This is a genomic window from Paracoccus sp. T5, assembly GCF_048538155.2.
GTDB lineage: Bacteria > Pseudomonadota > Alphaproteobacteria > Rhodobacterales > Rhodobacteraceae > Paracoccus.
Genome location: NZ_CM135809.1, coordinates 2166241 through 2178727 on the forward strand (window position 1 = coordinate 2166241; position 12487 = coordinate 2178727).

The 12487-nt window shown below is 69.1% G+C and carries 12 protein-coding genes; 2 read left to right on the forward strand and 10 right to left on the reverse strand.

Going from position 1 to position 12487, the window contains the following annotated elements; genetic code table 11:
• Positions 1–48: 48 nt before the first annotated feature.
• Genes ACNR9W_RS10720 through ACNR9W_RS10755 form a run of 8 tightly spaced genes read right to left on the reverse strand, consistent with a single transcriptional unit; the run spans position 49 to position 7299 of the window.
• Entirely contained in the window at positions 49–2715 is a 2667-nt protein-coding gene (locus tag ACNR9W_RS10720) for an ATP-binding protein (protein ID WP_419267331.1), read from the reverse strand.
• Positions 2705–3001 carry a hypothetical protein gene (locus ACNR9W_RS10725; protein WP_419267330.1) on the reverse strand — a complete coding sequence of 99 codons (297 nt, stop codon included), beginning with the start codon at positions 2999–3001 and terminating at the stop codon, positions 2705–2707. Before ACNR9W_RS10725 ends, ACNR9W_RS10720 begins: the two co-directional genes overlap by 11 nt.
• A gap of 19 nt (positions 3002–3020) precedes the next feature.
• The gene (locus ACNR9W_RS10730) at positions 3021–3380 is read right to left on the reverse strand and encodes a response regulator transcription factor (RefSeq protein WP_419267329.1); all 360 of its coding nucleotides are present in this window, start codon (positions 3378–3380) and stop codon (positions 3021–3023) included.
• A gap of 45 nt (positions 3381–3425) precedes the next feature.
• Entirely contained in the window at positions 3426–4763 is a 1338-nt protein-coding gene (locus ACNR9W_RS10735; protein WP_419267328.1) for a short-chain fatty acyl-CoA regulator family protein, read from the reverse strand.
• Between the two features lie 36 nt (positions 4764–4799).
• On the reverse strand, positions 4800–5642 hold the full coding sequence (locus ACNR9W_RS10740; RefSeq protein ID WP_419267327.1) for an ATP-binding protein: 843 nt from the start codon (positions 5640–5642) through the stop codon (positions 4800–4802).
• Complete coding sequence (gene tatC, locus ACNR9W_RS10745) at positions 5639–6496, reverse strand: twin-arginine translocase subunit TatC (protein WP_419267326.1); 858 nt, start codon at positions 6494–6496, stop codon at positions 5639–5641. The genes ACNR9W_RS10740 and tatC overlap by 4 nt, the downstream gene beginning before the upstream one ends.
• 1 nt (position 6497) lies before the next feature.
• Positions 6498–6980 (reverse strand): Sec-independent protein translocase protein TatB, encoded by a 483-nt coding sequence (gene tatB, locus ACNR9W_RS10750; RefSeq protein WP_419267325.1) that lies wholly within the window; start codon positions 6978–6980, stop codon positions 6498–6500.
• A gap of 19 nt (positions 6981–6999) precedes the next feature.
• Positions 7000–7299: a twin-arginine translocase TatA/TatE family subunit gene (locus ACNR9W_RS10755; protein WP_419267324.1), complete on the reverse strand. Its 300-nt coding sequence runs from the start codon at positions 7297–7299 to the stop codon at positions 7000–7002.
• A gap of 160 nt (positions 7300–7459) precedes the next feature.
• On the opposite strand from ACNR9W_RS10755, the gene ACNR9W_RS10760 reads away from it, so the two are divergent.
• Positions 7460–8080: a MarC family protein gene (locus ACNR9W_RS10760; protein WP_419267323.1), complete on the forward strand. Its 621-nt coding sequence runs from the start codon at positions 7460–7462 to the stop codon at positions 8078–8080.
• Complete coding sequence (locus ACNR9W_RS10765; RefSeq protein WP_419267322.1) at positions 8077–8649, forward strand: retropepsin-like aspartic protease family protein; 573 nt, start codon at positions 8077–8079, stop codon at positions 8647–8649. The genes ACNR9W_RS10760 and ACNR9W_RS10765 overlap by 4 nt, the downstream gene beginning before the upstream one ends.
• Here ACNR9W_RS10765 and ACNR9W_RS10770 read toward each other — a convergent pair.
• Entirely contained in the window at positions 8612–9883 is a 1272-nt protein-coding gene (locus tag ACNR9W_RS10770) for a Zn-dependent hydrolase (protein ID WP_419267320.1), read from the reverse strand. The two genes, ACNR9W_RS10765 and ACNR9W_RS10770, sit on opposite strands and share 38 nt — an antisense overlap.
• A 304-nt stretch (positions 9884–10187) precedes the next feature.
• A complete protein-coding gene (locus tag ACNR9W_RS10775) occupies positions 10188–12467 on the reverse strand; it encodes an FdhF/YdeP family oxidoreductase (protein WP_419267319.1) in 2280 nt (759 codons plus the stop codon).
• Between the last annotated feature and the right edge of the window lie 20 nt (positions 12468–12487).

The window sequence follows — 12487 nt, forward strand, 5'->3', positions numbered from 1 at the left end:
ATCAGGCTGTTCCTTTCGCACCATGGCCCGGAGGTGGTTGAGAAAGGGTTAAGCCTGCCGGGCCTCCTCCGCCCCCGCGGGCGGACGCGGCGGCAGGACAATGCGGAACGCCGCGCCCCCCTGCCCCGGCAGATAGCTGATCTCTCCGCCCAGGTTCAGCATGATCTCGCGGCAGATGGCCAGTCCCAAGCCCGCGCCCCCGGCCCGCGCGGGGTCGTTCAGCCGGGCGAATTTCTCGAAGATCAGGGACTGTCGGCCGCTGTCGATGCCGCTGCCATTGTCGACGATGTCGATGACGGCACCCCCGCCCTCGGGGCGGCGCACGCGGATGATCAGGACCGGGTGCACCGCGTCGCAGTATTTGCGCGCATTGCTGATCACGTTGATCAAGACCTGCAGCAGCCGGTCCACGTCGGTGATCACCGCCAGATGTTCCGAAGGCAGGTCGCGGTCGATCAGGAACCCCCGTTCCGGCCGCGTGGCCGAGGCGGCCGACAGCGCGCGGCTGATCAGGTCGTGCAGGTTGGCGACGCCCACCGTCAGCTGCGCCCGGCGGCTTTCCAGCACCGACAGGTCCAGCAGGTCGTCCAGCAGGCGGGTCAGGCGCCCGGCCTCGTCATGGATGATACCGGCGAAGCGGGTGCGCTCGGCCTCGGTCAGCGAGGGGTCCTTGAGGATCTCGGAAAAGGCCCGGACCGAGGTCATCGGCGTGCGCAGCTCATGGCTGATCTGGCCCAGGAAGGCGTCCTTCTGCACCGAAAGCGCGGTCAGCTTGTCATTGGCCTCGCGCAGCTGCCCGGCGGTGCGGACCAGTTCGGCCCGCGCGGCCTCCAGGCGCTGCGTCTCCTCCTTGGCCCGCTGCGCCTCATCGGCGACCTGCAGCAGATCCGAGACCGTCAGCGCCACACCCCCCGCCACGCGGTCGATCATCGCATGGGCCGTGGCCGAGCCGATGGAGCCCGCCAGACGCCGCTCCAACCGGGTCAGGAAGCGCGGGGTCAGGTCGGGCAGATAGCCGGACTTGCCCTGCGCCCGCGCCTCGGCCTGGAAATAGCGCAGCGCCGCATCCGCGCCCCAGACCCGGCGCGCCATGGCCAGCAGCGGCTCGGCCCGGTCATTGCCGCGCATCATCCGGCTGTGGCGGATGGGCTCGACCGCCGATACGAAGGACAGGCCCTGCAGCCGTTCGACCGGGTCGGGAAAGCCAAAGATCGACACGCCGATGAACGCCAGTGTGTTCAGGATCAGCGCCAGCATCACCGCTGCGGTCCAGGCATCCATGCCCGCGGGCACCGGAAGCGCGCCGCCGATCCCGACCGAGGGCAAAAACAGCAGCGCCATCCACAGCGCAAATCCCGTGCCGATCCCGGCATAGGCGCCCTTGCGGTTGGCGCCGCGCCACAAGAGGCCGCCGACCATCGCGGGCAGCACCTGCGCCATGCCGGTGAAGGCCACCAGCCCCATCGCCGCCAGCGCCGCCGTTCCCCCCGAGGCCTCGTGATAGACCCAGCCGGCCGCCATGACCGCCAGGATCGCCAGCCGCCGCGCGTTCAGCACAAAGCCGCGCAGGTCGTCGGTCTCATCCCCCGCCGGGATGCGGCGCAGGGCCAGCCAGACGGGGACCAGCCAGTGGTTCGACACCATCGTGGCCACAGCGATCGCGCAGACGACCACCATCGAAGTCGCGGCCGAGAACCCGCCCAGAAAGACCAGCAGCGCCAGCAGGTCCTGACCCGCCGCCGCCGGCAGGGTCAGGACGTAGAGGTCGGGGTTGGCGCTGGCGGGCAGCATCTCGCGCCCCATCACCGCGATGGGCAGCACGAAGAGCGACATCGCGAACAGATATGCCGGAAAGGCCCAGCCTGCGACATGCAGGCGCTCCTCGTCGGCGGCCTCGACCACCATCACCTGGAACATGCGCGGCAGGGTCAGGATGGCCGCGGCCGAGACCAGGATCAGCGCCGTCCAGCGGTCGGGCTGCAGCATCCAGCCCTGCGCGACCTGCGGGTCGGTGCTGGCGCGGGCAATGCGGTCCAGCATGTCCAGGGGCCCGTCCGCCAGGCCCCAGACCACGAAGACGCCAAGCGCGACAAAGGCCAGCAGCTTGACCACCGCCTCCAGCGCGATGGCGGTGACGACGCCGTGGTGGCGTTCATCCGCCGCCAGGTTGCGCGTGCCAAAGAGGATCGTGAACAGCGCCAGCCCCGTCGCGACCCAGAGGCCGGTGCCGCCAAAGGCGCTGCCGTCCAGCGCGGCGCCGTTCGGGGCGTCGGTGGCGAAGACCTCGAAGGACAGGCGCACGGATTGCAGCTGCAGCGCGATATAGGGGGTCGAGGCGATGACCGCGATCAGCGTCACCAGCCCTGCCAGGGGGTTCGACTTGCCGAAGCGCGCCGAGATCAGGTCGGCGACCGAGGTGACATGATGCATCCGCGCCACCCGGACCAGCCGCCGCAACCCCCACCAGGCGCCGGTGAAGACGATGGTCGGGCCAAGGTAGATCGTCAGGAATTCCAGCCCCGAGCGCGAGGCATAGCCGACCGCCCCGTAGAAGGTCCAAGCCGAGCAATAGACCGACAGGGACAGGGTATAGACCAGCGGATGGTCCAGCCAGCGCACATGCCCGCGCGCGGCGGCGCGGTCGGCCGCATAGGCCACCCCGAACATCAGGACGACATAGGCCAGACAGGTCGCGACCAGGGATTCAAAGGGCATGGGGATCGTCGCGCCCCTGCGCCGCGTCGGGATCGGCCTCGCTGGCGCGGACCGTGGCGGCCTCGGCCCGCAGCAGCGCGCGGTGCAGCGCCCAGACGGCGATCACCAGAACCCCCCAGAGGCTGAAGATCCAGACCGCCCCGGCCGCAAAGCTGACGCTGGAAGGCACCCACCAGACCGGCACCAGGATCAGCAGCATGGCCAGGATCGGCAGGACCCGCGCCGCGTCGCCCAAGCGGCGGCGGTGGAACGAAGCCCGCTCCAGGAACAGCGGCCGGCCGGGCATCAGGCGTCCTCGGGCGCGGTCATGCCAGCATCCGGCGCACCATCGCGCGTAGATCCTCGTTGTCGAAGGGCTTGGTCAGGACGGCGTCGGCCTGCGCCCCGGCCTCGGCCGCCTGCCCGCGCGCGGTCAGCATCAGGACCGGCGTCGCGGCAAGGTCCGCGTCGCCCGCCGCCCGCAGGTCGCACAGGATCTCGGTCCCCGACCGGTTGGGCAGCATCAGGTCCAGGATCACCAGCCGCGGCCGCTGCTGCCGGATCGCCTCGATCCCGCCGGCGCCGTCCGGATGCAGGTCGACCCGCCACCCCTCGCGCGACAGGATGAAGCGCACCGCCTCGGCGATGTTGGGCTCATCCTCGATCATCAGGATGTCCAGTTGCATCAGGCTGCGCCCCTCCCCGCCTCGGCCCGCGGATAATGGGACGGATCACGGGCCTGTGTCAAAGGCCCGTTGGTCGGAGTTCCTGTGCCGTCCAAGGTCCGATCCACCGCGTGGTCCCGCCTGCGCGACCAGGATCGAGGGTTCGCGCCTGGCCGCGCAGGCGGCGCGCGGACAGATGCGGCAGGCGGGTCCGATGGGCAGCGCGTCGCCCGGGGCGGGACCCTCGGCCGGCAGCAGCAGCATCACCGCCCGCGTCAGCAGCGGGCCGGCAAGGCCGCCGGGCTGGCTGCGCGTGGCAAAGCTGATCGTCCGGAACGGCCGCCCATCTGGCGTGACGACCATGCGCTCCAGCGCCACCTGCGGCATGGCCAGCGCATGATAAAGCGGCCACAGCGCGCAGCTGTCCCCCGGCCGCGGCAGCGGAAAGCCCGGCGCCGCGCGGCGCAGCGTCAGCACGCCTGACCCGTCGCAGATCAGCAGACCCGCGCCTTCGAACCCCGCCGGACGCAGGTCCGCCAGCCGCCGCAGCACCAGATCCAGGGGCAGCCCCAGACGGGCGGCGATCTGCACCGGGTCGGCGGCCTGCGGATGCAGCAGCGCATCGGCCAGGACATCGTCCGGCAGGGCGTCGCGGTCCTCGGACAGCCCGCGCTGAAGCTGGGTCGCCATGGCCCGCGCCACGTCCGAGGCCAGTGCGCCGACATCGCCCGCGCGGCCCTCGTCGCTGGTCAGCCAGGCCTCGACCTCTTCCTGGGGGGTGGCGGCGGTGCCCTCGGCCTCGAAACTGTCCAGATAGGTCACCAGGGCCTGCGCCGTCAGCGACAGGCGGCGGCTGTCCTGGTGCAGGTTGGCGTGAAAACGCTGCCGCCAGTCGGGCGAGATATCGCCCTCCTCGACCAGGATGGCGGCGGTGGAGCGGACCGAGGTCACGGCCGACAGCACCTCGTGCAGCGTCGTCAGCAGATAAGGATCCTGGGTCATGCGGTCCGACAGGTCGACCAGCTGGCGTTCCAGCCCGCCGCCGCGCCGGGCATGGGCGATCAACAGGGCGGCCCAGCCCGGAAAGCGGGCCAGAAACTCGGCCACCTGCTCCAGTTCGGCCGCGGCATTGCTGCCGACGGGATGGACGGCGGCCTCGCGCAGGGCGGCGATGCGGACCTCCTCCCGGCCCTCCGACAGCTCATCGGGGGGAACATCCAGCTCTTCGGCCAGGCGCGCGATCAGGTCCTGCCCGACGGGCCGGCGGTTGTGCTCGATCAGGTTCAGATAGGCGGGTGAAATGCCGACCGAACGTGCCACATCCGCCTGGCGGCGCGACAGCGCCATCCTGCGCTCGCGGATGCGGGTGCCGGTCAGGACATGGGGGCCGCTGCGGTCGGTCATGGGGCGCCCTGATGCCGGGACGGCCGCGCCCCCTGCTCAGACGGCGACACCATGGCGCCCCGCCAGGTCGGTGAAGAACTGCCAGGCGACCCGGCCGGACCGGCCGCCGCGCGTGGCCTGCCACTCAATCGCCTCGGCCCGCAGGACGGCAGGATCGATGCGCAGATCATAGGCCGCGCAATAGCCGTCGATCATCGCCAAGAACTGGTCCTGGTCGCAGGGGTGAAAGCCCAGCCACAAGCCGAAACGGTCCGAGAGCGAGACCTTTTCCTCGACGGCCTCGCCCGGATGGATCGCGGTGGCGCGTTCGTTCTCGATCATGTCGCGCGGCATCAGGTGACGCCGGTTCGATGTCGCATAAAGGATCACGTTTCCGGGCCGCCCGCTGATGCCGCCGTCCAGCACCGCCTTCAGCGACTTGTATTGCGCATCGTCGTGGCTGAAGGACAGATCGTCGGCAAACAGCAGGAAGCGGTGCCCCGAAGCAGCCCCCAGGATCGCCAGCAGGCGGCTGACCGAGGACAGGTCGTCGCGCGCGATCTCGACCAAAACCAGCGGCAGGCCCTCTGCGACCGCCTCGGCATGCACGGCCTTGACCAGCGACGACTTGCCCATGCCGCGCGCACCCCACAGCAGGGCGTTGTTGGCACCGTGGCCGCGCGCGAATTGCAGCGTGTTGGCCAGCAAGGTCTGCTTGGCCCGGTCGATGCCGATCAACTGGACCAGGTCGATCCGGTCGACGACGGGCACCGGCTCCAAACGGTCGGGATCGGGATGCCAGACATAGGCATCGGCATCGCCGAAATCGGGCGCGGGAACCGGCGGCGGGGCCAGGCGGTCCAGCGCGTCGGCGATGCGGTTCAGGGTCCTGGGGCTCACTCGTCGTCCTCGACCCACAGCCCCTGGGCGCGCAGCTCGGCCTCGCGCTTTTTCTCGATGCGCCTCACCAGCTGGATCGAGACCTCGTAGAGGCCGTAGACCACGGTAAAGAGCACGATCTGAGAGATCACGTCCGGCGGCGTGGCGATCGCCGCCAGCACCAGGATCGCCAGCACGGCATAGCGCCGCACCGCCGCCAGGCCCGCGGCCGAAACCAGCCCCGCCCGCCCCATCAGCGTCAGCAGCACCGGCAGCTGGAAGCTGAGCCCGAAGGCCAGGATGAACTTGGTCGTCAGCGACAGGTATTCGTCCACCGAGCCCTGGAAGACGATGGCCGCCAGCGGCGTGGCCGGCGTCGGCACGGTGGCATCGTCGGGCAGCTGCAGCGGCCCCTGCTGGAAGCCCAGGAAGAAGTCATAGGCCATCGGCAGGATGACATAGAAGGCAAAGGCCGCGCCGATGAAGAACATGATCGGCGAGGCAACCAGGAACGGCAGGAAGGCCGCCTTTTCATTGCGGTAAAGGCCCGGCGCCACAAAACGCCACATCTGGTAGGCGATGACCGGAAAGGACAGCACGAAACCGCCCAGAAGCGAGATCCGGATCGCGACAAAGAAACCTTCCTGCAATTTCAGCAGGATCAGGCCGCATTCCTGACCCCGTTCCTCCAGCGCGTGGCAGATGGGCTGGGTCAGCACGTTGTAGATCGGGTTCCAGACGGTATAGCACAGCACCATCGCGGTGATGAAGGCCACCAGCGACCAGATGATCCGGGTGCGAAGCTCGGCCAGATGCTCGATCAGCGGGGCCGAGCTGTCGTCCAGGTCTTCGTCATTCTGCGTATTGGAGGCCAATTCACTCGTCTTTCATGTCGGAGCGGCGCACCCCGTGCAGCCGGCGCTGCGGCTCTTCGGCCGCTGCGGTCAGGGCCGCCGCAGGCGCGGGGGTGGCGGCCGCCACGGCAACCGCGGGCGGGGCGGCGGGTGCCGCTGCCGCCGGTGCCGGCGGCGAGGCCGGGTCGGGCTGCGCCTCGCGCCGGGGGGTGGGGCGCTTGGGGTCCCATTTCTCCAGCCGGTCGGCCGCGCGATCCAGCGCGTCCAGGCCCAGGGCCTTCTTCGAGGTCAGGCTCTTCATGTCGCGGATCGAGCCCGCGGCCTCGTCCAGACCCGACCCCTTGGCCGCGTCCTCCATGGCCGAGCTGAATTCGCGCGCCATGCCGCGCACGCGCGCCATGATCCGGCCAAGTGAATGGAACAGATGCGGCAGATCCTTGGGACCGACCACGATCAGCGCCACGATGCCGATCAACAGCAGTTCGGTCCAGCCGATGTCCAGCATGGGACGTGCCTTTCCGGGCTCAGCCGCGGTCGGTCGTCTGCGGGGCCGGGGAAGGCGTGCTGCCGGGCGCCGTCGGCGGCGTCACGTCGCGGGCCCGTTCCCCCGGAAGATCGCGCCGGACGACGGGATCGCGGGGCGTGTCCTGCGGCTCCGCGGCGGCGTTCTCGAATTCTTCGCTGCCGTCCTTGACGCCCTTCTTGAAGGCGGTGATGCCCTTGCCGACCTCTCCCATCAGGGACGAGATCTTGCCGCGTCCGAACAGGACCAGCACGACGACCGCGATCAGAAGAAGGCCCGGAAGGCCGATATTGTTCAGCATGAGAGACTCCCTTGCCAGGCGGTCCACCGCCCGCAGGGGATATTTAGGCCCTCGGGGCCGGGAATGCAAAGCCCTTCTGGGTCACATTCGGCACGCCTGCGACGGGACGCTGCGGCGCCGGGGTCCTTGGCAGCGGCGCGCCGGCGGGCGATAAGGACGGATGGACATGGCCACCTACATCACCGCCTTCGTCACGCTTTTCGTGGTCATCGACCCGATCGGCCTGGCGCCGATCTTCATCGCCCTGACGCCGGACATGACGGGCGCCGAGCGCCGCCGGCTCGGCCTGCGGTCGCTGGTCATCGCGGCCATCCTGCTGACGCTGTTCGGGCTGGCGGGCGAGGCGATCCTGACCGGCATCGGCATCTCGATCTCGGCCTTCCGCATCGCGGGCGGGCTGCTCCTGTTCCTGACCGCGCTGGACATGCTGTTCGAGCGGCGGACCGAACGCCGCGAGGGTCAGGCCGAGGGCGAAGGCCCCAGCCATGACCCGTCGGTCTTTCCGCTGGCCATGCCGCTGCTGGCCGGGCCGGGCGCGCTGGCCACGATGATCCTGCTGGTGGGCGAGAATCAAGGCGCGGGGCATGTTGTCATGGTCCACCTGATGATGCTGGCGGTGCTGGCCATCGCGATGATGCTCTTCGTGCTGGCCACGCCCCTGGCCCGCGCGCTTGGCCGGACCGGCACGATGGTCGTCACGCGACTGCTGGGCATGCTGCTGGCGGCGCTGTCGGTCCAGTTCGTGATCGACGGGCTGCGCGGATCGGGGTTGTTCGGATGAGCGAAACGGAATGGCCGCGCCTGGCCTATTACGTCCTGCTGCTGGTCGTCATCGGCGGCGCCATGCTGTTCGAACTGTCCGGCCGGGGCGGACGCGCGCTGCGCCAGCTGCTGCTGTGGGGCGTCATCTTTGCCGGGACCGCCGTGGCGGCCGATTGGTGGATGACTTCGACCGCGCCGCAGCAGCAGGTGCTGGAAGGCGGCAGCCGGATCGAGATTCCCTTGGGGCGCGGCGGCCATTTCCATCTGGAGGCGATGCTGAACGGAACCCCGGTCCATTTCATCGTCGATACCGGCGCCACCAGCGTGGCTCTCAGCCGGGACGATGCCATCCGCATTGGCCTGGACCCCGAACGCCTGCGCTTTGACGGGCAGGCGGTGACGGCGAACGGGCGGGTCCGGACCGCGTCGGTCACCATCCAGGACTTCGCCATCGGCGATGCAGTGGACCGCAATGTCCGCGCCGTCGTCATTGACAGCGAGCTGCGCGATTCGCTGCTGGGCATGTCCTATCTGCGCCGCTTTGCCCGCGTCAGCTTTGAAGGCGACCTGCTGGTTCTGGAACGCTGACGCCCGCCATCCGGCGCAGCGTCGAAAAGATCACGTCGATGCCGCGCGCCAGCTGGGGGTAATCGGTCCATTCCTCGGGCGCATGCGAGATGCCGCCCCGACTTGGCACGAAGACCAGGCCCGTCGGCGCAAGCCCCGCCATGATCATGGCGTCATGCCCGGCCCCGCTGACCATGACGCGATGCGACAGACCCAGGGCCTCGGCCTCGGCCGTCAGGGCCGCGCCGATCCGGGGCGACAGTGGCGTGGGCGGCACGTAAAGCTGGTGTTCGACCTGGCAGTCCAGCCCGTGGCCCGAGCCCCCCTCGACCACGTCGCAGGTCATCGCGATCAGGCGTGTCAGCTGCGCCTCTGACGGGGCGCGCAGGTCGACGGAAAAGCGGACCAGATCCGGGATGACATTTGTGCCGCCGGGCAGGACCTCCATCTTGCCCACCGTCAGGACCGCATCCGCCCCGACCGCGCGCGCCAGGTCGGGCAGCTGCGCCAGGATCGCGACGGCGCCCACCAGCGCATCGCGGCGCAGGTTCATCGGCGTCGTGCCGGCATGTCCCGCCCGGCCCCGCACCGTGACCTTCAGCTGCGCCAGCCCCACGATACGGTCGACAATGCCGATGTCGCGCCCCTCCGCTTCCAGCACGGGCCCCTGTTCGATATGCAGTTCCAGAAAGGCATGGACCGACCCCGGCGCCAGCACCGCGCGTCCCGCCTCGGCGGGGTCCAGCCCATAGGCCGCGATCGCCTCCGCTGCCGAAATGCCGGCCTCGTCCCGCAGCTCGGTCAGCAGCGCCGGGTCCAGCTGCCCCGTCAGCAGCCGCGACCCCAGCAGCCCGCCGTCAAAGCGCGCGCCCTCTTCCTCGATCAGGGCAACGACCTCGATGGGCCGTTCGGGGCGCAGGGCCATCTCGCGGAACAGGAAGGCGGATTCGATCCCCGCAACCACGCCCGCAGGGCCGTCGAAACGCCCGCCATTCGGCACCGAGTCCAGGTGAGAGCCGACCAGGATCGGCGCCAGTTCGGGGTCGCTGCCCTCGATCCGGCCAAAGATGTTGCCGACCGCATCCTCGCGCACGGCCAGCCCCGCCGCGGTCATCTCAGCCGCGACGAAATTGCGGGCCCCGCTGTATTCGGGGCTATAGCTCAGCCGGGTCGTTCCCCGCCCTGGCGTGGCGGTATAGCGGTCCAGCCCCTCGATCAGCCCGCGGATGCGGCGGACATTGGCATATCCGCTCATTCGGGTGTCACCCCGCCCAATCCGGCGCAGCCCAGACGGCCCGCCCGCGCCGGACAGCACCGGCGGCAAGCCGTCAAGACATCGTGCGTCGATACCGGGCATGGAAGTGCCAGATGTTGCAGCATGGATCAGGCCTTTTCGGGTCGTGAACCGGCGCGAAAACCCCCGGCGCCGCATCACGGGCCCAGAAAAAAACCGCCGTCCGGCACAGGTTATGGCCAGACGGAGGTCTTCTGCAATGCCAAATGCAGATCATGCAGATTATGCGACATGACCTTGGGCCTTTGCCGGCGGGGTCCCCGGATCAGGCCTCCAGCCGCACGGGAATGCCCTTGGCGGCGGGCGTGTCGGACAGCCTGTCGCGACGGGACAGGGGCGACAGCGGGTTCAGTTCGGGGAAATAGCCCGCGATGCAACCGCGCGGCAGGTCATAGGGCAGCACGCGCAATCCCCCGACCCTCCGGGCGATGCCGTCCTCGGCCGCACCCTGCAGGGCAATGCGCTGCTCGGGCTTCAACCCCTCGGCCTCCATGTCCTGCGGCGACATCATGATCAGCATCCGGTCGCCTTCGATCCCCCTCAGCCGGTCCGACATGCCATAGACGGTGGTGTTGAACTGATCATTCGACCGCAGCGTCACCAGGCGATAGATCCCCGGGGTTTCGCCCAAGCCCGTGGCGTCCAGATCGGCGGGAACGGTGAACTGGGCCTTGCCCGTCTCGGTCTTCCATTCGCGCTCGCGGGCCGGGTTGCCGCGATAGAACCCGCCCGGCTGGTTCATCCGCCCCTCGAAGTCACGGAAGTCGTCGGGGTAGACCGCCTCGATCAGCGCGCGGATGCGGCTGTAATCGCCGGCCCAGGCGTCCCAGGCCAGCTTGGGGTTCGGGGGCAGGGTCGCGGCCGCAAGGCGGCAGACGATATCGACCTCGGATTTCAACGTCCGCGCCGCCGGGGTCCGCTTGCCGATCGAGCCATAGATATGGCTGAAGCTGTCCTCGATCGTGACCTGCTGGTTCTCGCGTCCCTTCAGGTCCTCCTCGGCCCGCACCAGGCAGGGCAGGATCCAGGACGACTTGCCCGGCATCAAATGCGTGCGGTTCAGGCGCGTGGCGACATGCACCGTCAGCGGCATCCGCCCCCAAGCCTCCGCCACGCGGTCCTGGTCGGGCACGGCACGCGCCAGATTGCCGCCAAGGCCGACAAAGCCCTGTGCCTCTCCCTCTAGCAGCGCCTCGACAAAGGTGGTGGTGTTCCAGCCCTCCTCGGTCGGCGGCTCGATCCCGAACAGGTTGCGCAGCCTGTCATTGGGAACCAGCTTGGGCTTTTCGGTGATGCCGACGGTGCGCTGGCCCTGCACGTTCGAATGTCCGCGCACCGGAGAGCAGCCCGCCCCTTCGCGACCGATATTTCCCCGCAGCAGCAGTAAATTGACCAGCGCCCCGATCGCGTCCGAACCGTGGACATGCTGAGTGACGCCCATGCCATAGATGCCCATGACTGCCTTGGCCTTGGCGTAATGCGCCCCGATGCGCTCCATCTCGGCCCGGGTCAGGCCGCTGACCTGCTCCAGCCGGTCCCAGGGCGTGGCGCTGACCCAGTCCATCCAGTCCTGCAGCCCGGCGCAATGCGTCTGCAGGAAATCATGGTCCAGCACGCCGCCATTGGTCTCCTCCAGCGCCAGAACATGCTTGGCGATGCCGGTCAGCGCCGCGATGTCACCGCCGACCCGGACCTGCAGGTAGCAGTCGGCGATCTCGGTCGGGGCGCCCACGGTCATCTGCCAGGGGCTTTGCGGGTTGGCGAACTCCAGCAGACCCTTTTCCCGCAGCGGGTTGATCGCCACGATGCAGCAGCCGCGCTCGACGGCCTTCTGCAGCGGATGCAGGATGCGCGGGCTGTTGGTGCCGGGGTTTTGGCCGACATGGATGATCATGTCGCAATGGTCGAAATCGTCCAGCACACAGGTACCCACGGGCGAGCCGATCACCTTCTTCAGCCCGACCGAGGTCGTTTCGTGGCACATGTTCGAACTGTCGGGCAGGTTGGTATGCCCATAGGCCCGGGCAAAAAGCCCGTAAAGGAAGGACGGCTCCAGCGCCGCCTTGCCCGAGGCGTAGAAGGTCACCTTCTTGGGGTCCAGCTTGCGCAGTTCGGCCCCGATCGTGTCGAACGCCTCTTCCCACGTCGCCTCGACATAGCGGTCGCTGCCTGCGTCATAGCGCAGGGGATGGGTCAGGCGACCCTCGCGCTCCAGCTCGAACTCGGTCCAGGTGGCCAATTCGCTGACCGTGTGGTCGCGAAAGAACTCGGGCCCGCAGCGGGAAACCGTCAGGTCCCACAGCGTCGCCTTGGCCCCGTTCTCGCAGAACTCGGCCGGGTGCGGGTTCGGCGGCTTGGCCCAGGCACAGGACACGCACATCATCCCGCCGGGCTTGTTCTGACGGCGCAGCGTCTCCAGGGCGCCGGGGGTGCTGCGGGCGGTGCGGCCCACGGCCGCGATGCCCTTGGCCGATCCCCATCCGCCGACCGGGCCGTCATATCCTTCGATTTCGCGGATCGCCTCGGGGTTCTGGTCTTCGGACATCGGATCACCTTTCGGTCGTT

Excerpts from the sequence above, each read along its gene's own strand:
- ACNR9W_RS10720 (WP_419267331.1), bottom strand. The coding sequence starts at position 2,715 with ATGCCCTTTGAATCCCTGGTCGCGACCTGTCTGGCCTATGTCGTCCTG.
- ACNR9W_RS10725 (WP_419267330.1), bottom strand. The coding sequence starts at position 3,001 with ATGCCCGGCCGGCCGCTGTTCCTGGAGCGGGCTTCGTTCCACCGCCGC.
- ACNR9W_RS10730 (WP_419267329.1), bottom strand. The coding sequence starts at position 3,380 with ATGCAACTGGACATCCTGATGATCGAGGATGAGCCCAACATCGCCGAG.
- ACNR9W_RS10735 (WP_419267328.1), bottom strand. The coding sequence starts at position 4,763 with ATGACCGACCGCAGCGGCCCCCATGTCCTGACCGGCACCCGCATCCGC.
- tatB (WP_419267325.1), bottom strand. The coding sequence starts at position 6,980 with ATGCTGGACATCGGCTGGACCGAACTGCTGTTGATCGGCATCGTGGCG.
- ACNR9W_RS10755 (WP_419267324.1), bottom strand. The coding sequence starts at position 7,299 with ATGCTGAACAATATCGGCCTTCCGGGCCTTCTTCTGATCGCGGTCGTC.
- ACNR9W_RS10760 (WP_419267323.1), top strand. The coding sequence starts at position 7,460 with ATGGACATGGCCACCTACATCACCGCCTTCGTCACGCTTTTCGTGGTC.
- ACNR9W_RS10765 (WP_419267322.1), top strand. The coding sequence starts at position 8,077 with ATGAGCGAAACGGAATGGCCGCGCCTGGCCTATTACGTCCTGCTGCTG.
- ACNR9W_RS10770 (WP_419267320.1), bottom strand. The coding sequence starts at position 9,883 with ATGAGCGGATATGCCAATGTCCGCCGCATCCGCGGGCTGATCGAGGGG.
- ACNR9W_RS10775 (WP_419267319.1), bottom strand. The coding sequence starts at position 12,467 with ATGTCCGAAGACCAGAACCCCGAGGCGATCCGCGAAATCGAAGGATAT.